This is a genomic window from Parabacteroides sp. ASF519, from assembly GCF_000364265.2.
Classification (GTDB): domain Bacteria; phylum Bacteroidota; class Bacteroidia; order Bacteroidales; family Tannerellaceae; genus Parabacteroides; species Parabacteroides goldsteinii.
Genome location: NZ_AQFV02000006.1, coordinates 4,757,839 through 4,777,513, shown reverse-complemented (window position 1 = coordinate 4,777,513; position 19,675 = coordinate 4,757,839). Strand labels below are relative to the sequence as shown.

The window sequence follows — 19,675 nt, the reverse complement described above, 5'->3', positions numbered from 1 at the left end:
ATCTTTACTATATTTTAAACGCAAATCTACAACAATATCGCGATAGATTTCATTAAATTTGCACAAAAAAACGAGAGAAGAGTATGAGTGTAACAATATTGGGGATAGAATCATCCTGTGATGATACTTCCTCTTCCGTAATACGCGACGGCGTGATGCTGTCGAACGTGATAGCCAGCCAGGCCGTTCACGAGGCTTATGGCGGTGTCGTTCCCGAACTGGCTTCGCGGGCACACCAGCAGAATATTATCCCGGTGGTTGCCGAAGCCATCAAACGGGCCGGTATCGATAAATCGGAACTGAGCGCCGTCGCTTTCACACGAGGACCGGGACTGATGGGTTCCTTGCTCGTCGGGACCTCTTTTGCCAAAGGATTTGCCGCCTCTCTGGATATTCCGATGATCGAGATCAACCATTTGCAGGCCCATGTGCTTGCCCATTTCATCAAGGAAACGCCGGAAGACGATCATGCGCCTTCTTTCCCTTTCCTTTGCTTGCTGGTGTCGGGTGGCAATTCGCAAATCATCAAGGTGAACGCATATAACGATATGGAGGTGATAGGCCAGACAATAGACGACGCGGCCGGCGAAGCCTTCGACAAATGTGCCAAGGTGATGGGATTGGGTTATCCCGGCGGTCCGGTGGTGAACCGTCTGGCCAACGAAGGAAATCCGAAAGCCTTCGCTTTCAGTAAACCGCATATTCCGGGGTACGATTACAGTTTCAGCGGGTTGAAAACCTCTTTCCTTTATACGTTGAGGGATCGGTTGCAGGAAGATCCCGATTTTATCGAAAAGAACAAACAAGACCTCTGTGCTTCCTTACAGTCTACAGTGGTTGATATCCTGATGAATAAGTTGCGTAAAGCAGCGAAAGGCCTGAATATAAAAGAGGTAGCAGTGGCCGGAGGTGTATCGGCAAACTCCGGTTTGCGTGATGCTTTCCTGGATCATGCCAAGCGGTATGGTTGGAAGGTACATATCCCGAAGTTTGCGTTTACAACAGACAACGCAGCGATGGTCGCCATTACAGGTTATTATAAATACCTCGATAAGGATTTCTGCCCGATGGATGCAGTTCCTTTCTCTAGGGTTGTTATTTAAAGAAGAATACAAAGGTTGGAAGAAATATACTATCATACTATCATATTTCGATATAAGTAGTTGTATACATGTTTGTTATAGTATGATAGTAGCTGTTTTCAACGATCATTTATCTATCATACTACTATCATTTCCTACTTAAAAAATGGGACAGACAGTATGCTGTTTTCACTAAGTATATGGCTAAAAGACAAGCAGATAGTGACAAAAGTTGCTCGACACCCGGGTCTTGAAACCTTTGACACCCGGGTGTAGGCATCGTCGAGATGGGGGTGTAAAAAGGGGTGAAACGGGCATCCCGGCAACAAAAAGTCTGTGTTCGAGTGAAATTAAGTCATAGTTTTGGGATAAAAAGGAAGTAATCTGACGAATTATAAGATGCCGTAGGCGGTTGTAACAAACGTCTTTATCAGTCTTAAAAAGACTGTCCGTTGGTTAAAATAGAGTTAAAATGATGGTTGCATGATAGGTAAATGATAGTATAAAAGACGTACTGTCATAGTTTAAATGATTGCTATATAGTTATTTACATGTCGTAATGACAGTATGATAGTATATTCCGTGAAAACCTCTTATATTGAGGGGGCTATTCACAATTAGTCCTTTCAGGACAAGCTAAGACAATTAATTAGTTTAAATCTGATAATTATTAAAACATTTAAACCTGATAATAAAACGATATGAATAATAATAATTCGCTCAGCGAACAACTTGGCGGACTTCTCCGTTCGAAAGGATTGTTAATGGGTACGGCGGAAAGCTGTACGGGCGGACGTATTGCCAATATGGTTACCCTGGTGGCTGGTAGTTCCGATTATTTTGTCGGGGGCGTTGTTTCTTATAGCAACGAGGTGAAACATAATGTGCTCGGAGTTTCGGAAGACAGTTTGCGTCTTCATGGTGCCGTGAGCCGTGAAGTGGTGGAACAGATGGCGCAGGGAGCTATCCGTACGTTGGGATGCGATTGCTCGGTGGCGACGTCGGGAGTTGCCGGACCGGGCGGGGAAGTCCCGAAAAACCGGTAGGAACGGTCTGGATCGCTGCCGCTTTGAAGGAACAGGTCGTTTCACATTGTTATCATTTCGGTACGGTGCGGGCCGAAAACATACAGTCGGCAGCCGATACCGCTTTGACAATGTTACTGGAACTTTTACAGAAGTCCGATGGATAAATTCATAGAACAACAGCGATTGATCTATCCGATGTCGGACGAAGCCATCCGGCTTCTGATCGATGAGATGGACGAGGTTTCTTTCCCGAAGGGCGATCTTCTTATCAGGGAGGGCGACCGTGATCCGTTCGTGTGGTTCGTCAGGAAGGGATTGATCCGTTCTTATGTCGAAAGGGAAACGAAAGACATCACGTTATGGTTCGCTTCGGATGGCGAAATGATAAATTTCGTCTATCGGGATATTGCCGCTTATAATATCGAGATGGTGGAAGATTCGGACTTGCTCCGTATCCCTGCCCGCAGACTGGAAGAGCTTTTCGAGCAGTCGCACGACATAGCTGTCTGGGGACTCAAACTGCTTGATTATTACCTCCGGGAATATGAAAATTATTTTATTAATGATAGTTGGAGTGATGCCCGCGAGCAATACGAAGCCTTGTTGCGCAGCAATCCCGAACTTTTCCAGCGAGTGCCTCTCAAGCATATCGCTTCTTATCTCCAGATCACTCCTCAATCGTTGAGCCGTATTCGTTCTTCTTCTAAATAAAAAGAGCAGACCGAAATTATCCTATGGTAATTTTTCTCTGAAAAGACCTCCCTACCTTTGCAGCCGGAAACCAAAAGTGAGTTGATTTATGAATAAAGACAAAGCTCTCTTCCGCCTGGAAAGGGAGAAATTATTGTTGACAGGTGAGATTCCCCGCTTATTTATGAAGTATGCACTTCCCGGTGTTGCGGGATTGTTGTTCCTGGGTATACAATCCGTGATCGACGGGATTGTGTTGGGACGTTTTGTAGGAGCCAATGCGCTTGCCAGTGTGAATCTGGTTTTGCCGTGTTACAGTCTGATTTCGGCATTTGCAATCGTGATGGGTATCGGGGGCAAACCCTCGTCAGTATCAGCCTCGGAAGAGGGGATAAGCAGGAGGCTAATAACGCTTTGCGCTCGGTATTCGTGTTTTTGCTGGGGATGTCCGTGGTGGTGAGCCTGGTTATTTTTCTGTCAGCAGGAAAGATTGCTTCTTTTTTGGGGGCGAACGAAGTGTTGTTACCCGATGCGGTACATTATATACGGGCACTCGTTCCTTTCTTCCCGCTGCTGTGTGCGATGTTTTTCGGCGACTACATAATCAAGGCGATGGGGCATCCGTTGTATGCGACTTCTGTTATGGGGATAACTGTGGTTCTGAATATTGTTCTGGACCTCGTGTTTGTTGCCGTTCTGGGGTGGGGCGTTATGGGAGCCGGACTGGCTACCGGTATTGCTTTTACGATGGGAGCCTGTTTCAATGTGCCCCGTCTGTTTTCACGTCATGAAGTGGTTGCCGTGCAGCGTGGACGCTATGACCGGCGGCTGGTGTGGAATGCTTTCTATAACGGTTCGTCCGAAGGTATGTCGGAGTTGTCGGTGGCGATTACGGTATTTCTTTTCAATATTACCATGATGAGGTATCTGGGAGAGAGTGGGGTGGCTGCATTTACGGCAATCAATTATATATTGTTTATCGGAACGACCGTATTCCTTGGCATATCGGATGGGATCATTCCTATTATCGGGTATAATTACGGGGCCAGACAACAGGAACGTATCAAATCGATCCTGAAATTGGCGGCGCGGACGAATTCGCTGATCGGGATCGGTTTGTTTTTGCTGTTGTTGCTGTTTGGCGAGCAGGTGATCGGACTCTTTTTTAAGGATCATGGGAGCGAGGCTTTTGAGATTGCTTCGAGGGGTGTTTCGATTTACTGTTTCGCCTTCTTGTTGTGCGGGTTGAATATATTGGCTTCCAGTTATTTTACGGCGATAGGGAATGCTAAGATATCTATTATTATCTCAGCTTTGAGAGGACTCGTATTTGTGGGAATCGGCATACTTGTCCTCCCTGCCGTGTTCGGTATCGATGCCATCTGGTATGATGTACCGATCGCTGAGATATGTACCTTGTCCGTTTCTTTCTGGCTGGTACGTAGGTCGTTATTTAATAATCGGAGCAATTAACCGGTATCCTTTTTCATTCGGATGCAATCCGTCGGAGAAGAGGGATTCGTCTATCTTTCCGTTGGGAAGGAGCAAGGCTGGCCCTGCATCGCCGAACAGGCAGTTTTCCTCCTCGGCCATCGTCCGGATATTCCGGTTGATGTTTTTCACCCAGTCCTCATGTTCGCGACGGGGAAGGATACCCATTACCTGGATCGTTGCTTTTGGCTGGCGGTTACGAACGGCTGTGATAAGGAATCGTAGACCTTCTACAATGTCTTCGTCCGTACTGGAACCCATGTTGTTTGTTCCGATCATCAGGACGACCTTCTTTGCTTCGTAACCGTCCAGTTCATCGTGGTAGATACGCCAGAGTGCGTTTTCGATGCGGTCGTAACCATATCCCAGGTTCTGGAAACCGGCGGCTGCCATGTATTTCTTCCAGCTTTCCGGACCTCTGTTTAATGGGCCGGCAGGTTCGCCTCCCCAGAAATGCGTAATCGAATTGCCTATGATAACGGCTTTGGGAGGGTGCTGTTTGATATGGCTTATTATTTCGCGATGGCGTTTTTGCCATTCGTAATTGTTCGGTTCGCGGCGTTGGGTTACCGGCTGGCAGGTAGGGCGGTTACCTTCCGGGATACGGAGTATTTCACGTACTTTCTTTTCTACGGCTGTTGCCTGAGCCTGTGCACCCAGGTCGGAGGGGTGTACGTAATCAACCCAGGCATCCGGCGAGTAATCGAGCTCGTCGTGTGTCAGGTAGTAGAGGTCTTTCACTCCTTCCGATTGTAGTTTTTCGAAACCTTTTTGTGAACCTCTGTTGAGGCGGGTATATAGTTCATATTGTCCCTTGTCGGTCGGTGCATTGCTGTATCCGGCGTGTTCGACAAGCAGGATGGGAGCGTTGCGGGTTGTCCTGATTTGTTTTACGGCGGCAACGATCAGGTCTGTAACTTCCTGTTCGGTATTTGGTGTCAGGTTAGGCAGGCAATCCAGGATATATATACGTGCATCCTGCTCTATGATGTAGTTCAGCACTTCCTTTTCCAGTTTCCCGTTTCCGGAAAATCCCAGGTTGATAAGCGGATAGCCCAGCGAACGTTGCAGGATATTGGCCCAGGCCATAGCCGGACGGGAGGAACAGGCTCCTTGTGCGATGGAGGTTCCATAGAGTACGACCGGCTTTTCCGGCGATTGCGGGATAAAGGTCAGTTCGCTGTCTTCGGGAGTGCCGATCTCCATCCATTCTACCGTATTATATAAAGGTAAGTAAAGACGGTATTCAAATCCACGGTTATGATAGCTGTCCTGACCTAAATTTCTGTAACTGTATGTAATGGTATCTCCGAAAGAATAGTTTCCGAAGCAAAAGCCCCATTTCCCGTCGCTGTCGATACTGTACAGGTCGACGCCGGATACACCGGTACTTTGCATGTGCGGCATATTCAATCCGCCACTCACTTTGTAGCGGACGGTGATCTGTGGGGCATTACTATAAAAGTGGATCGCTAACCCGGCCGAGTTGCGGGAGAGGTTCCATACGGCGGGTCTTATTTCCTTCTCTGCCCGGTCAGGCAGGCGGACATATTTGTAACCTATTTCATCAGGCCAGCCCTGGTTTTGTACTACAGGAAAACCTGCATCCATCGGATTCTGCCATTTCCATTGTGCCCCGGCAGAAAGGCATGCCATACAGAAAAATAGTAGGCAAAAGAGTCTTTTCATGGTCGTTATTATGTGTTTATGTTACTTTTTGATACGATATTGACAAAGATAAAACAATTTCAGGAATTCTATTTTTATTTATTCATGTATATTTGCCACTGTTAAACAAAAAGTAAAAATACCATGAAAGTACAAGCACTGCTCGTATTCCTTCTGGCCGGAAGCATGTCGTTGATGGCTCAGAAGAGTTATCAGTTACAATCGCCGGACAGAAAACTGCAAACGGTAGTTACCGTAGGTGATAATGTAGAATTTTCCCTGACTCATGACGGAACAGAGGTCCTGGCCCCATCCGCAATCTCCATGACTTTACAGAATGGAGAAGTTTTGGGAGCAAAACCGAAAGTATCGAAAGTAACCAAAGGGTCGGTAGACAAAGTGATTCCTTCTCCTTTCTATAAGAAGGCGGAAGTAAGCGATATCTATAATGAAATGACGATTTCTTTCCGTGGAGATTACAGTATCGCCTTCCGCTTATATAACGATGGACTGGCTTATCGTTTCATTACCCGTAAGAAAGGGGAGATTGTCGTTGCAGACGAAGCGGCAACCTACAACTTCTCGACAGACCATAAGACATTTTCTGCTTATGTAAACAGTACGAAGCCGACATTCGAAGAACAGTTCTCCAACTCGTTTGAGCAACCTTATGTGAATGAAGCTATCACCAAACTGAACGACAAACGTTTGATGATCCTCCCTTATCTGGTGGATCTGGGCAATGGAAAGAAACTATGTATCACCGAAGCCGATTTGGAAGACTATCCGGGTATGTTCCTGAACAATGCAACAGATAAACCCTCTCTGAAATCTGTGCATGCCCCTTATCCGAAGGTAAAACAGCAGGGGGGACATAACCGCCTTCAGATGCTGGTCAAGGAACGTGAAGATTTTATAGCTAAAACGAAAGGAAACCGTTCGTTCCCGTGGCGTGTGTTTGTCGTTTCTGAAAATGACAAGCAGCTGGTCGATTGCGATATGGTGTATCGCCTGGCTTCTCCTTCCCGTGTAAGTGATGTTTCCTGGATCAAACCGGGTAAGGTTGCCTGGGACTGGTGGAACGATTGGAACATTTACGGAGTGGACTTCCGTGCCGGTATCAATAACGATACTTATAAATATTATATCGACTTCGCTTCCGAACATGGCATCGAATATGTAATTCTGGATGAGGGTTGGGCTGTTAACCTGGAAGCAGATTTGTTGAAAGTCATCCCGGAAATCGATCTTCCAACCATCGTATCGTACGCCAAATCGAAGAATGTGGATATTATTTTGTGGGCAGGTTTTTATGCTTTCGACCGTGATATGGAGAATGTTGTGAAGCATTATGCGGATATGGGTGTCAAAGGTTTCAAGGTTGACTTTATGGACCGTGACGATCAGGAACTTATTAATTTCTTGTACCGCTCGGCAGAAACTTGTGCCAGATATAAGATGTTGGTCGATTTTCACGGCATATGTAAACCGACCGGTTTGCAGCGTACTTATCCGAACGTGATCAATTATGAAGGGGTGAATGGTTTGGAACAGTTGAAATGGTCGCCTGCCTCTTATGATATGGTTACTTACGACGTAACATTCCCGTTCATTCGTATGGTTGCCGGTCCGGTAGATTATACACAGGGTGCCATGCGGAATGCAACCCGTGCCAACTATCGTCCGGTCAACTCCGAACCGATGAGCCAGGGTACCCGTTGCCGCCAGCTGGCTACTTATGTGATTTTCGAATCGCCTCTGAATATGCTTTGCGATAATCCGACCAATTATATGCGTGAAAAAGAATGTACCGAATTTATCGCAAACATCCCGACCGTTTGGAACGAAACACAGGTGCTCGATGCAAAAGTATCCGAATATATTGCTATGGCCCGCCAGCACGATGATATCTGGTATCTGGGTGCCCTGACCAATTGGGAGCCGCGCGAGATGGAACTGGATCTTTCTTTCCTGGGTGACGGCGATTACAAACTGGAACTTTTCAAAGACGGTATCAATGCCGACCGTGCCGCCTGCGATTATAAAAAAGAAATCATCCCGGTTCCCGCCGACCGTAAGCTGAAGATCAAAATGGCTCCGGGCGGCGGATATGCTGCAAAGATCTATAAATAACCGACTTCCAGGTGCATGGAATAAGCGTTCGAACCGTCCGCATAATAATTGTTTATTGTGCGGACCGGTTCGAATTTGTTTTTTTGGTAAAGACGGAGCGCTGCCGGGTTTGATACGTTTACTTCGAGCGTAATCTTTGGATGATTATGCTGTCTGGCAAATTCGATCGTTTTGTCTATCAGGTGTTGCCCTAACTTCTGCTTTCTGAAACCGGGATGTACGGCTAAAGAATAGATGCGCAGATTAGGGGTATGATCGTTTTGCAAGAGAGAAACGTAAGCGACTATTCTCTCTTGGTATTCAACGACATAAAACATTCCTTTGGCTTTTGTGATCAGATAGACGAATTGTTTTTTGGAAAAGCTGTCCGGACCGAAACAGGATGTCTCTATTCTCATAATCCCGTCCAGGTCTGCCCGGGTTGCCTGCCTGGTTATAATCTCCTGTTCCATCTTTTAGAAGTGTTTCATATCCAACATACGCCCGAAATGATTCAGTATCCTGTAATACAGGTCATCGCCCAGTACAGCGTCTTCGATACCGTGGTCGATACTCGGATTATCGTTGATCTCGATAACCATGGCGCGGTCGTTGACCATTTTCATATCGACTCCGTATAATCCTTTTCCGATAAATGAAGTCGCTTTGACTGCCGTGTCGAGCACTTTGCGGGGAACCTGATAAATAGGAATGGTATCGACCAGTCCGCACCGGCTTCTTCCCGAATCATAATGACAGTAGATTTGCCAGTGTCCTTTGGCCATATAATACTTGCAGGCAAACAACGGCTCACCGTTCAGGATACCGATCCGCCAGTCGAACTCAGTCGGAGTAAATTCCTGGGCGAGGAGGATGGATGATTTTTCAAACAGCAGGTCGAGTGCTGCTTCCAGCTCCGTTTCGTTGGTCACCTTCTTCATCCCGAAAGAGAAAGAACCATCCGGAATCTTCAGGATGAACGGTGATCCCAACTGGCTGCTGATCTGTTCGAATGTGTTTTCGTTTGACTTGAATATCAGCATCGAGAGGGGAGCCGGTATCTTTTCCTTTTCAAATAATTCATTCAGGAATACTTTATTTGTGCACCGGATGATGGATAACGGATCGTCTATCACGACCATTCCGTTCTGCCTTGCCAATTGCGAAAGCCGGAAGGTGTAATGGTTCAGTGAAGTCGTCGTACGTATAAATAAAGCATCGAACTCCATCAGACGGGTGGCATCTTCTTCCGTGATCAGTTCGGCATGTATATCCATCTTTTTGGCTACTTCCAACAGTTTGTTTATGGCCTGTTTGTTGCTGGGGGGGAACTTTTCCTCCGGATCGTATAATACAGCCAGGCTATAGCGGGCGGATTTAACGGTTTGGGGTGCACGCCATACCTTTTTGTTGAAACGGTCGAGCGCTTCAGCGAAGAAACTTTGTTCTTCATCGTTCAGTTGTTCCAATGACAAGAGTTGAATGGATTCAATCTGGTTCTTAGCCCGGGTATTAAAACTGATCCTAAGGAGGGGAGCAGGATAGTTTTCGAAGATGAATCGGGCAATTTTCTCCAGCCCTTTTTCCTGGCAAGTCCCGAAATAGAGGTTCAGATACCAGATATCATCGGTAATATTGTTTTTCTGTATCCATTGATAACAGAGCTTCTGTAAGTTCCGGTCCATGCGGACACCCGCCCCGGCTTCCAGCTTATTGATGATATCTACTCCGGGAATCACCTTGTGTCCTCGGGGTTGAGCCAGTAATGAACAGTAATATCCTTCGGAATTATAACTGTAGTCATTACTGAGGTTGATGACAAATTTACTCCCCTTTTCTTTTTGGAGAGATTTGTTTTTTAAATAATCGGAAACAGTTAAGATACTGCTTGTCTTGTAATACGGTTTCCAATCATTCAGACTGTCTAAAAGAATCAGCACATTATTCATATTGAATATTAAAATGAGTGCGCAAAAATAGACAAATAAATCAATCTGTAATGCGAATAATCATTAATTATTAAAAGTACTCTTTGCTGATTGAGTCTCAGGGTGTTGTTTCCTGTCACATATTATCTCCAATCTCGTTGTTTGTGTTGTTAAACATCTTGATTTTTACGGTTTGGGTGTAGAAATGTTTACTTTTGTTGAAACATAAATATTATAATAATGGAAATAGATGAATTGAACGCGGAAATAGAGAAGATGGAGAAGTCTATCGCTAATGCAAAGAGGAAAATAGAATCATGTGAAAAGAAGAGAAAAGAGCTTTTGCAAGAGGTCTATAATAACAAGTATTTGCGGCTTTCAGAATTACAAATTTGTTATGTAAGAGAAATATACCGTTTGGATCTTGATAGGTATGATGTTATTGATTTTAAAGGCGTTTATGCTGGATTTAGATATGGTATATTTGAATATGAAAATTCTGATGAATATACAAACAGAAGAGAAAATTATTGTGAAATAATAATAGAGGATGAACCAGAAATAATTACTGAAGAAGAATTTTGTGATATACTTAAAATTATTCATACTAAGTTGGATGAAAAATTGTTTTCTAAATTTGCAAAGTCTAAGTAGATGAAGTATTATCACTTTAAAGTCAAAATGTCATTTTGTTATTTTACCTTCTGTATCTTTGCTTTGTAAGTATCCGGTTCCGGTTTGCCTGTAAAATATGGAACTGTACGGAAGTTAAGGATTATCTTTTTGGATGGTAGTTTTCTAATAATATGGAAAAATGATTTTCGGACTGCATTTATCTGTACGGATAGGTGTAGTCCGGTTTGTTTTTATATTGTTTTGTATAACATTTAGTAAAGTGAAAGTTAGACTGTCTGGTAGATACTTTTAGAAGAAAAATAGTTGCTATTTAAAAAAAATATTCACTTTGTATATCTCAGATCAGGTCATGTCCTTTCTTTTCTGATTCCCTTTTTATCTATCTGTGCAGATCGTTTCCACTGACTGCTCGGATTGTTTTGACTATCCGCACAGTTTGTTGCAATAATCTGTACGGATGGTAGTGATTACCTGCCGGATAACGGCAGCGATCTGCGCAGGTAGTGAATGCTATCCGGAAGGAAAGGAATACATACTTTTCTGTTTATACGGATTTCTTTGATTCGCTTGTTAGTAGAAAGCCTGTTTATGTGTTATTTTGTTTACTAAATTCCTTCAATATTTATCAATTAGTAAATAATTAAGTATATGAGAACAGACAAAAGCCGGGCTACAGGCAGGCGGCAGAAAGTGGAAATGTTGCAGTTTATGCAGCAGAAAATAGACCGCTTGGAAGATAGTGGTAAAAAGAGTACGGCACATAATTACAGGAGTACGCTCAATTCGTTCCGGCGTTTTTTAGGATCGAAGAGAGTGTATGCGGAAAAGATGGACGGGGAGTTGATGGTGGCGTATGAACATTGGTTGATGGAAGATAAGCCGGAAGGAAAAGGTTTATTGGCAAATAGTTCCTCTTTTTATTTGAGGCATTTGCGTACCATCTGGCATGAGATGCAGGAAACAGGAGTACCGGAATTGGGGCGGGAAGATATTTTTAAAGATGTTTTTACAGGAACGAAGCCGACTGTAAAACGGGCTGTTCCTGCGGAAAACATCGTTCATTTGGAAAAGGTTGTGACGCGATTACCCGAAAAGCTGGAATTTGCCCTTTCGATGTTTCTTTTTTCTTATTATACGCGGGGAATGTCGTTTGTGGATTTGGCACATTTAAAGAAAAAGGATATCCAAGGGGGAGTCTTGACTTATGTGAGGCGCAAAACTGGAAAGGTGTTACATATTGAATTACTCCCGGAAATGATCATGATTATCCGGCGGTATGCATCTGAAGTAAAAGACAGCCCTTATCTGTTCCCACTCCTGACAAAAGATGGAGCAGGCTATGAAAGTGCGCTTAGGTTACAAAATAAACGATTGAAACGGGTTGCAAAGATTCTCGGCTTGGATGTAAAATTGACGACTCATGTGGCAAGGCATTCCTGGGCGACAATAGCTCGTGATAAAGGAGTGGATATTGAAACCATATGCGAGGCATTGGGACATTCTTCTATATTGGTCACCCGTATTTATCTGGCAGAACTAAATAGTTCGGTGATTAATGAAGCCAATAGGATTGTATTAAAAAGAAAACAAGGACGAAAAATTAAATTGTATGAATCAGCAAGATAAGTTAAAATGTTGGTTCTGTTTCTTAGGAAGAAACGGAACGTTACCCATTAATAATATTAATACACTGCAAAAGTAATAACTTTATTTCTTATAATAGTTATGAAAAACCAAAATTTTGCACAAGAAGCCCTGAATATTATACTCTCTTAAATCTGTAAAGGTAAATATTCTAAAATAGGGTACAACCCACTCTCTCATTTATACTCCTTCGTTTGCACTCTTGCAATTGTCAAAGTATCAGTTGTTTAATTAATATTTGTCGTGGCGCTAATTTGTTTTTCTCATATTGTTTTTACTTTTCTTATTGTCTTTTTTAGAGTTAATAAAAGATGCTCTACTTCTAGAAAAGAACATAAAGACTCTTTGTCTTTCAATTTTCTTCATAAGTACAATAAAGGAAAAGCAGACGTAAAGAAATGGCTCATACTGTACTCTACAACTATAAAGAATATGTATGATTGTTTATATAAATTGTTGTTTTCCATTAGTTTACGTCTGTTTGGCTTCTTACGTTCCGTTTCTTCCTAAGAAACGGAACATATATAGGGATATCATGAAAAGAGCATTGTACATATTATTTATAATGGTTTTGACAGCAAAGAGTTTTCCCCTTTTCAGTCAGAATTTTCAGGAGGCAGAGACATTTGTTTTCTCTTTTCCGGAAAATGAAGATCGCTTGTTTGCTGATTATGGGGAGAACGCAGTCGAACTATTGCGGATGATAAAGTCTTTGCAGGAGTCACGTGTCGCTTTATTGGAAGGAACTTCTCATTTGCTGATCGTGGCTCATTTGGAATCCTGGCAATATATGGAAACGGATGCGGTCAATGAGGCTTCGATTCGTGCCGACCGTCTCCGTAAATATATTAAGACAAAACTGAAGCTGCCTTATGAGAGTATGGCTTTTTATATTGATCGCAGTGGTTTGAATTGTGAAGAGGTACATGTTTATTATTTGAAAACCCCGTTACGCTGGTTTGCCAATCAGGAAATTTGTTATAGTGAAAGTCATTATCCCAAAAGTATGGAAGAGGCTATCGGGAAATATGGGGCAATTCCTTTTGTCGAACAATATAAACGCGCATCAAGCGATAGAGGAGATCGTATAATCTATGTGATTTCCGATGCTTTGTTTGAACGGGAAGAACTGGATGATTATCGTTTGCTGATACGGAAGAATACTGATGTATCCTTTGTGACGAAAAATAAGAATGAAAAGAAAGAAGAGTCATCTCTGAGTGATAGTAAGCCGGATGAAAAAAGAGTACGGGAAATTCATACAGTCATTCCGGACGGTTTTTACGGTGCGTGTCCTTTCAATCTATCGGTCAAGACAAATCTGCTTCCCTGGTGTACGCTGGTTCCTTCGATATTGTTGGGTAATGGTCCGGTAGAGTTTAATCGGGGATCGTTTATGCCAAATCTGGAACTGGAGTATTGTTTTGGTCGGCGTTGGTCGGTTGATGCCTCGTTTCTTTATTCCTATTTTACATATGGAAGTGATCAGGACAACCTTTGGGGTGTTTCGTCCCTGACATTGGAGCCGCGTTTTTGGCTGAGAGGAGACGGGCGTTTTCGTTGGTTATGGGTAGGAGCATTTGGGCAGTATGGTGATTTCGATGTACGTGGGGAGAAGATCAGTGCCACAGGTCTTTACGGACGAACAGGTAAATTTGCTTCAGGTGGTTTGTCTGTTGGTTGTATGATCCCGTTAGGTGCCGGTTTTTGTGTGGAGGCTGCCTTGCAAGGCGGTTACCGCTCGGTATTTGGCGGAGAAAAATACCGGTATGACAAGGCGGACGATAAGAACTATCAGGAAAGCCTGTTCACAGCAACCGGCATGATGGTCGGGTTCAGATTAAGTATTGTGTATAGGATGGGGATTAGATAATTGAAAATTAAGATGGAGAAGGGGGACAAGATATGGGATTATATGGGGGGACTGTTGATTGGATTGCTATTCACAGCCTGTACTTCCCTGACTACCGATAAAGACTGGGCAAAAAACGGTAAAGTTCGGTTGGTTTTGGATTGGGGGAGTCGTGCTGTACATACAAGTGTTTTTGACTATTATTTCTATGCCGAAGGTAACCCGGTCCCGCTGGTTCGTCGTGGAGATGTTTCCGGTTATGAAGGAACCATCCCTCAGGGATGTTATGGAGTGGTGGCTTGTAATCCGGATGGCATTAACCTGGATTTGTCGATGAATGAGGGATATTCCCGTGCCCGTGCGATAGCTCGCTCTTCCGTTTCTTCGAAAGGGACTGTAGGGATGATTAGCCAACCCGGAAACCTGTACGGTGCCGGAGAAGAGGAGGTTATTGTTACGACTGTTGTTGATGAGGCCGTTGTATTGACTCCTGCTTGTCTGGTCAAAGATGTGATACTGAACATTCGTATCGAAGGGGGGAGTGATGTTTCGGTGGTAAGCGGCGAATTAGCTGGTATTCCCCCCGAAGTCTGTATTCCGACAGGCAAGCTGTGCGAAGAGAATTATGCATCTGTTTGTTTTCCGGCTGAGGCTGACGGCATAAACCGTTATACGGCATCTTTGTCCTTATTCGGACTTCGTACGGAGAATGAAGCAGGAATCAAAGTACCTGCCAGCTTGTCATTGACGGTGGAACAAAAAGACGGGCAATTGTTCGTTTCGCATACGGACGTGACCGACCAGGTAAATGAAGCGGTACATAGCGGTTTGACAGCCCGTATCGAACTGGATCTGATGGTCCATCCGTTGGAGACGGGTGGTTATGCGATAGATATTACCGATTGGCGTGAGGGGACGGCGGAAGTAGGGGGTACGGTCGGAACAGATAAAGATCAAACGGAAAAATGAAAAAGATTATTGGAATGAGATCGGGAGAAAGGTGGAGGCTATTGGCAATACCGATAGCACTGATGGTGTATATCGGTTGTACCGGTCCGGAGGCATCTGGGCCGGTTACCGGTATACCTGTGCGACTGGCATTGAGGCATCTCTCCTCGATTCGTGGCACAGTATCGGAGTTGAACGGGGAGACGATAGCCTTTGCAGCCGGAACTTCTCCGGGTACATACAGTGAGATATGGGAAAGCCGGGTGAACGGAAAGGAAGCTGTTCCATTACAATCCCATTATTATCCTGAAGACGGGAGCCGATTGTACCTGCGCGGATATTACCCGATGACGGAACCGGGTAGTAATGGAGTGGTCTACCGGTTGGACGGAAGTCAGGATCTGCTGGTCAGTGATGAACAGTCAGGCTGTCTGAGCGATATGTTTTGGCAGGACAGTAAAAAGTTTACGTTTAAACATTTACTGACCCAATTGAATATACGTGTTCGTGTGGAAGAAGGTTATCCGGAGGGTGCTTGTTTGACACGGATGCAAATAGGTGGCAGCCATCCGGAAGTCTTGCTGGATTTAAATAAAGCCACTTTAATGGCAATAGGAGAACCAGCGGTTCTTACTATATGGGAACCGGACGGAACCGGAGTTTTGTTGTCCGGTTCCTATACAGATACCCCGACTGCAACGGTTATGTTGGAAGCTGGTATTCCGTTGACGTTCTTTGCTACGGTTTCTCTTCCGGACGGAACGAGTTTGGATTATGAAGCTCTTCCGATCCGTTTTATAGAGGCGGACAGTTTGCCACGGCCAGGTGTGTCTTATACGCTTTCGGTCGTATTGAATGCGGAAAAAGAAAAGCTGACCCTTTCCACTACTGTAGCCGACTGGACGGAGAAGGATGGGGGAGAGGTAGAGTTTTAGTAAATCAGAACAATCTGTTAGCTTCGGCTAACGGCTAAGGAGTACTTGCGGCATAAAGTTTGAAAGCGATTATTGAAATATTGAGATTTTTTTATGCCTCCTGTGAAGAATGATGTTTAAAACAAAATAGTATGAAACAATTAGTATCATTAGCAGCATTGGCTGTTATGCTGTCGGCAACAGGTTGCACACAGCAGGAAGTTTTTACCGGGGATGAAGAAAATGGGGAACCGGTCACCTTAGGGATTTCAACAGGTGTACTGACTACAGAGACTAAATCGGTGGTCGGTAGTGATATGATTACGTACACCAAGGCGAATTATGCCTCGGATGCTTTGGGAATGGGCGTAGTGGTATTGAATGCGGATGGGAACGGAGCTTATTCGGGAGGAGAGATTTCAACCGATCATCTCTGGTTTATGGGGGATGAAAAAGGTGAAAACTGGAAATCTATTTCTGCAAAAGGAGAGAATTTTGTTTCTGCTACAACTGCTCCTTATACGCTGAATGATGAGGTAGGTACAGTCTATGCCTATTATCCGAAAACAAGCACCGTTAGCGGAACCTCTGCTTCTGCCTTGACTATTCCCGCTCCGCTTCAAAAAACGGGAACGATTGCGTTGTCCGATGATGTGACGAATGCGGACTTGCGTTTTGACGGAACTTCGTGGGTTGCGAATGCTTCAGCCAGTAAGAAAAAGATCATCTGTGCTTCTACAGAAACGGATTACCTGTATGCCAATAACAGTGATCGTAAAGTCAGTAACGGACGTGCAGCCGACAGTCCTGACCGTTCGATCGACCTGTCGATGGCTCATGCTCTAACAATGGTTTCTTTTCGGCTTTACAATGATGGTACATTACCGGGAGCAGGTAGTTTGACGAAGATAGAACTTAAAAATGCCGAGACTAAGACGCTGATTAAAACGACCGAAGGTGCGACCATGAAACTGGCGGATGGTACGATTGCGGGTCTGTCAGATAATACATCGGATGTACTGACACGTACGGTCAGCAGTTATACGATACCCAAAGAAATCAAGGCAGGTGAGACACTGAGTGCCAACACTTATATTGTGAGTGGTACCGTTACCGGTCCGAAAGTGGCTCGTAAAATCAGTATCCTGACTTATCCTCTTACAAACATTTCGGATAAGGATATAGAAGTGGTTTTTACAATCGATAATCAGACCTATACCGTATCGTTGCCCGTCACTGACGTTTGGGCATGGCAGGCTGGGACAAACTATGTTTATACAGTCTGCGCATCACAGCGTAAACTGGAAGTGACTAGTGTAAGTGTTGCCGAATGGAATGAGGAGCCGGGAGGAAATATAGAGCTATGATACGTTCATTTATATATTACGTATTCTCTCTGTCTCTATTGGTATCCTGTACAGGTATAGAGACTGACTTGCCGGAAGATACTCCCGGTGATAGCGAAGAGAAGGAAGCCTTGTCTATCCAGACCTTGTCTCTTCGGGAAGAGACAAAGGCTATTTATGAAGAGACGGGAAACGATGAAAACAGTAAACCGAATCATCTGGGAGCTATCGGAGTCCTGGTGACGAAAGGTAGCGGTACTGTGGATTATTATTCGGATAGTAATCATACGCAGACTTTTACTTGTAGCGTTAGTGGGGAAGATAAAACCTGGAGCACAACAACCGTTTTATACTTGGGAGATACCGAGGGGGCGGTTTATGCATGGGCGCCGTCTACGGCAACGGGTGAATTGAATAACAACTCACCGAAAATACCGGTACTGAAATCTCCGGTTATATTGGCTGAGCAGACTTTTGCTTATAATAATCAGTGGAAAACGAATCAGGTGGATTACCTGTATGGGACTAATGCAGAAAAGAGTACCCCTAAAGTTAGCCGCCAGCAATCGTCGGTTGTTCTTTCCATGCAGCATGCCTTGTCGAAAATCAGTTTTAAGGTAATGAAAGGGAAGGAGCAAACAGTGACAACAGAGGATTATGTGAAGAAGGTGGAACTGACAAGTAATAATGCATTTGTTACAGCAGCTTCGCCTGCTACCGAAGTTACCATGCAATTAACGGATGGGACTTTGACAGGGACATTGACAACTGGTACTTTGACCCTGACAGCTACCACCGGCACAAGCGAGCAAGGGCAGATTGCAACCTGGACGGAAGGCGGTTCAGGGGGGACCGCAGATTTCTCGTCTGTCACCCCGCAAGCGTATGGATTAGTCGCTCCTGTCAGTAATATCAGCCTGACAGGGGTGAAGGTTACCTTGGGTGCTACCGGGGCATTGACCGGTGGTAATGACCATACCTATTCGACTGTATCCGGTAATTCGCTTTCGGTTACTTGGGAAAAGGGAAAACATTACATCTATACAATGACAGTAACAGACCGCGGACTCGAATTCGGTAGTGTTGAGGTGGCAGATTGGGAAAGCTCAGGGGATCCCGTAACTGTTCCGGTGGAGTAATTGATTAATTAATGACGATGAAACGTATATCAGAATATCTTCTTCTTTTGTTTGCATCCTGCCTTTTGTGGGGAATGGCAGGGTGTACAGGAGGGCTTGTGGAAGAACAGGAAGAGTCGGAAGAACGTTTCATAGAACTTCGTTTCGGGCGTCCGGGGTTGGAAATAGCTCCGGTTACCCGTAGCGGGGAAACTTCTCCGCTACCCTCCGGTAGTACGGTACGTATTGCTGCTTATCGGAGGATGAATAACGAACCTGATTTATTGTCGGCTGACTTACCTATGGTTGATTTATCCACCGCTCTACCTGCTTATCAGGCCACCTATCTGGTAGATGAAGAAGGTTTTTTATTGCCTTGTGTTGTGGATGCGGAAGGAAAGCAGACAATCGGAACATCCCAAGAGATGACGGTGCTTGCCGGAGTGTATGATTTTTATGCCGTTTCTCCGGCACGTCCGTTAACAAAAGTCGACGGTAAACAACAGATAACAGGTATCCCGCATCAGGAAGATGTGATGACTTCCTTTGTATGGGGAGTAGCTGTTTCGCAGGCATCCCGTCAGGTGAGTCTTCAAGCTTTCCAACGTAAATGTGCGCAGGTAGTGTTTGAAGTGACCCCGACTAAAAAAAATATTGTCCCTATGAGTAGCCTCTGCGGAACCCGATTGGAACTGACGGGTATCTCATCGGCCGGAGCATCGTTGATTGTCGGTGAGAACGAAGCGATAACTTCGACCGGCGGAGACGAAACGGATAAAGGAAAACTGATTGTAACGGATTTTGTAACCTTGCCTGAACCGAACGATTTAGGACTAAACCGTGCAAGGGCGATCCTGTTGCCTAAAAACAGTAACTCCTTTCAGGTCGCGGTCACCGTTTCCCGCAACGGGGTGGCTGTTACGCTGAAAGCGACGATTGCTCAGAATATTGTGTTTGAAGCAGGCAAACAATATGTATTTACGTTGGAAGTGGAAAATAATCGCAGCTTGCTGCTACTGAGCGTTTACGACTGGACACCTTTTTCGTTGACCGATGACAATGTAGGCGGTGCACCTGATGGTCGTCCGACCGAGCCGGGAGTAACACCGGGCGTACCTTTCGGACTAGTAGTTGCCGGATGGGATGATATCCTCTGGACAGGGGGAGAAACAGTGGGTGGTAGTACTTTATAACATTACAGAGATTAAAACAAACCGG

16 protein-coding genes and 1 pseudogene are annotated in these 19,675 nt (G+C 44.7%); 14 read left to right on the top strand and 3 right to left on the bottom strand.

Going from position 1 to position 19,675, the window contains the following annotated elements; genetic code table 11:
- Positions 1-83: 83 nt before the first annotated feature.
- The 5 genes and pseudogenes from tsaD to C825_RS19060 all read left to right on the top strand — a co-directional run bounded on the left by tsaD (position 84) and on the right by C825_RS19060 (position 4,273).
- Positions 84-1,103, top strand: a complete 1,020-nt coding sequence (gene tsaD, locus C825_RS19080) for a tRNA (adenosine(37)-N6)-threonylcarbamoyltransferase complex transferase subunit TsaD (RefSeq protein ID WP_010803700.1) — start codon at positions 84-86, stop codon at positions 1,101-1,103.
- Positions 1,104-1,783: 680 nt separating this feature from the next.
- A pseudogene (locus C825_RS19075) lies at positions 1,784-2,274 on the top strand (CinA family protein).
- Positions 2,267-2,821 carry a Crp/Fnr family transcriptional regulator gene (locus C825_RS19070; protein WP_007653179.1) on the top strand — a complete coding sequence of 185 codons (555 nt, stop codon included), beginning with the start codon at positions 2,267-2,269 and terminating at the stop codon, positions 2,819-2,821. Before C825_RS19075 ends, C825_RS19070 begins: the two are co-directional and overlap by 8 nt.
- Before the next feature lie 88 nt (positions 2,822-2,909).
- On the top strand, positions 2,910-3,260 hold the full coding sequence (locus C825_RS19065) for a hypothetical protein (RefSeq protein WP_250690606.1): 351 nt from the start codon (positions 2,910-2,912) through the stop codon (positions 3,258-3,260).
- Entirely contained in the window at positions 3,215-4,273 is a 1,059-nt protein-coding gene (locus C825_RS19060; RefSeq protein WP_250690605.1) for an MATE family efflux transporter, read from the top strand. Before C825_RS19065 ends, C825_RS19060 begins: the two co-directional genes overlap by 46 nt.
- Here C825_RS19060 and C825_RS19055 read toward each other — a convergent pair.
- Positions 4,250-5,980, bottom strand: coding sequence for an SGNH/GDSL hydrolase family protein (locus C825_RS19055; protein WP_010803697.1), 1,731 nt, complete (start codon positions 5,978-5,980; stop codon positions 4,250-4,252). The genes C825_RS19060 and C825_RS19055 overlap by 24 nt on opposite strands.
- A gap of 123 nt (positions 5,981-6,103) precedes the next feature.
- Here C825_RS19055 and C825_RS19050 point away from each other — a divergent pair, with 123 nt between their 5' ends.
- Entirely contained in the window at positions 6,104-8,092 is a 1,989-nt protein-coding gene (locus C825_RS19050; protein WP_007653182.1) for a retaining alpha-galactosidase, read from the top strand.
- Here the strand turns inward: C825_RS19050 and C825_RS19045 are convergent.
- Both C825_RS19045 and C825_RS19040 read right to left on the bottom strand, forming a co-directional pair.
- Positions 8,083-8,544 carry a GNAT family N-acetyltransferase gene (locus tag C825_RS19045; RefSeq protein WP_010803696.1) on the bottom strand — a complete coding sequence of 154 codons (462 nt, stop codon included), beginning with the start codon at positions 8,542-8,544 and terminating at the stop codon, positions 8,083-8,085. The two genes, C825_RS19050 and C825_RS19045, sit on opposite strands and share 10 nt — an antisense overlap.
- Positions 8,545-8,547: 3 nt before the next feature.
- A complete protein-coding gene (locus C825_RS19040) occupies positions 8,548-10,020 on the bottom strand; it encodes a RimK family ATP-grasp domain-containing protein (RefSeq protein ID WP_010803695.1) in 1,473 nt (490 codons plus the stop codon).
- A 219-nt stretch (positions 10,021-10,239) separates the two neighbouring features.
- Between C825_RS19040 and C825_RS19035 the strand changes: the two genes are divergently transcribed.
- The 8 genes from C825_RS19035 to C825_RS19000 all read left to right on the top strand — a co-directional run bounded on the left by C825_RS19035 (position 10,240) and on the right by C825_RS19000 (position 19,650).
- Positions 10,240-10,653, top strand: coding sequence for a hypothetical protein (locus C825_RS19035; RefSeq protein ID WP_007653188.1), 414 nt, complete (start codon positions 10,240-10,242; stop codon positions 10,651-10,653).
- Positions 10,654-11,283: 630 nt separating this feature from the next.
- Positions 11,284-12,261, top strand: a complete 978-nt coding sequence (locus C825_RS19030; RefSeq protein ID WP_010803694.1) for a site-specific integrase — start codon at positions 11,284-11,286, stop codon at positions 12,259-12,261.
- Between the two features lie 553 nt (positions 12,262-12,814).
- Entirely contained in the window at positions 12,815-14,152 is a 1,338-nt protein-coding gene (locus C825_RS19025; RefSeq protein ID WP_157310097.1) for a DUF3575 domain-containing protein, read from the top strand.
- A gap of 12 nt (positions 14,153-14,164) precedes the next feature.
- Positions 14,165-15,100 carry a DUF5119 domain-containing protein gene (locus C825_RS19020; RefSeq protein WP_010803692.1) on the top strand — a complete coding sequence of 312 codons (936 nt, stop codon included), beginning with the start codon at positions 14,165-14,167 and terminating at the stop codon, positions 15,098-15,100.
- Positions 15,097-16,014 (top strand): fimbrillin family protein, encoded by a 918-nt coding sequence (locus C825_RS19015; protein WP_010803691.1) that lies wholly within the window; start codon positions 15,097-15,099, stop codon positions 16,012-16,014. Before C825_RS19020 ends, C825_RS19015 begins: the two co-directional genes overlap by 4 nt.
- 131 nt (positions 16,015-16,145) lie before the next feature.
- Entirely contained in the window at positions 16,146-17,360 is a 1,215-nt protein-coding gene (locus C825_RS19010) for a fimbrillin family protein (RefSeq protein ID WP_010803690.1), read from the top strand.
- Positions 17,357-18,478 carry a fimbrillin family protein gene (locus tag C825_RS19005; RefSeq protein WP_010803689.1) on the top strand — a complete coding sequence of 374 codons (1,122 nt, stop codon included), beginning with the start codon at positions 17,357-17,359 and terminating at the stop codon, positions 18,476-18,478. The genes C825_RS19010 and C825_RS19005 overlap by 4 nt, the downstream gene beginning before the upstream one ends.
- 17 nt (positions 18,479-18,495) lie before the next feature.
- Positions 18,496-19,650 (top strand): BF2992 family fimbrillin-A clan protein, encoded by a 1,155-nt coding sequence (locus tag C825_RS19000; protein WP_044214525.1) that lies wholly within the window; start codon positions 18,496-18,498, stop codon positions 19,648-19,650.
- Positions 19,651-19,675: the final 25 nt, after the last annotated feature.

What these genes read in the sequence shown, in the direction of transcription:
- tsaD (WP_010803700.1), top strand. Translation starts at nt 84, where the DNA reads ATGAGTGTAACAATATTGGGGATAGAATCATCCTGTGATGATACTTCC.
- C825_RS19070 (WP_007653179.1), top strand. Translation starts at nt 2,267, where the DNA reads ATGGATAAATTCATAGAACAACAGCGATTGATCTATCCGATGTCGGAC.
- C825_RS19065 (WP_250690606.1), top strand. Translation starts at nt 2,910, where the DNA reads ATGAATAAAGACAAAGCTCTCTTCCGCCTGGAAAGGGAGAAATTATTG.
- C825_RS19055 (WP_010803697.1), bottom strand. Translation starts at nt 5,980, where the DNA reads ATGAAAAGACTCTTTTGCCTACTATTTTTCTGTATGGCATGCCTTTCT.
- C825_RS19050 (WP_007653182.1), top strand. Translation starts at nt 6,104, where the DNA reads ATGAAAGTACAAGCACTGCTCGTATTCCTTCTGGCCGGAAGCATGTCG.
- C825_RS19045 (WP_010803696.1), bottom strand. Translation starts at nt 8,544, where the DNA reads ATGGAACAGGAGATTATAACCAGGCAGGCAACCCGGGCAGACCTGGAC.
- C825_RS19040 (WP_010803695.1), bottom strand. Translation starts at nt 10,020, where the DNA reads ATGAATAATGTGCTGATTCTTTTAGACAGTCTGAATGATTGGAAACCG.
- C825_RS19035 (WP_007653188.1), top strand. Translation starts at nt 10,240, where the DNA reads ATGGAAATAGATGAATTGAACGCGGAAATAGAGAAGATGGAGAAGTCT.
- C825_RS19030 (WP_010803694.1), top strand. Translation starts at nt 11,284, where the DNA reads ATGAGAACAGACAAAAGCCGGGCTACAGGCAGGCGGCAGAAAGTGGAA.
- C825_RS19025 (WP_157310097.1), top strand. Translation starts at nt 12,815, where the DNA reads ATGAAAAGAGCATTGTACATATTATTTATAATGGTTTTGACAGCAAAG.
- C825_RS19020 (WP_010803692.1), top strand. Translation starts at nt 14,165, where the DNA reads ATGGAGAAGGGGGACAAGATATGGGATTATATGGGGGGACTGTTGATT.
- C825_RS19015 (WP_010803691.1), top strand. Translation starts at nt 15,097, where the DNA reads ATGAAAAAGATTATTGGAATGAGATCGGGAGAAAGGTGGAGGCTATTG.
- C825_RS19010 (WP_010803690.1), top strand. Translation starts at nt 16,146, where the DNA reads ATGAAACAATTAGTATCATTAGCAGCATTGGCTGTTATGCTGTCGGCA.
- C825_RS19005 (WP_010803689.1), top strand. Translation starts at nt 17,357, where the DNA reads ATGATACGTTCATTTATATATTACGTATTCTCTCTGTCTCTATTGGTA.
- C825_RS19000 (WP_044214525.1), top strand. Translation starts at nt 18,496, where the DNA reads ATGAAACGTATATCAGAATATCTTCTTCTTTTGTTTGCATCCTGCCTT.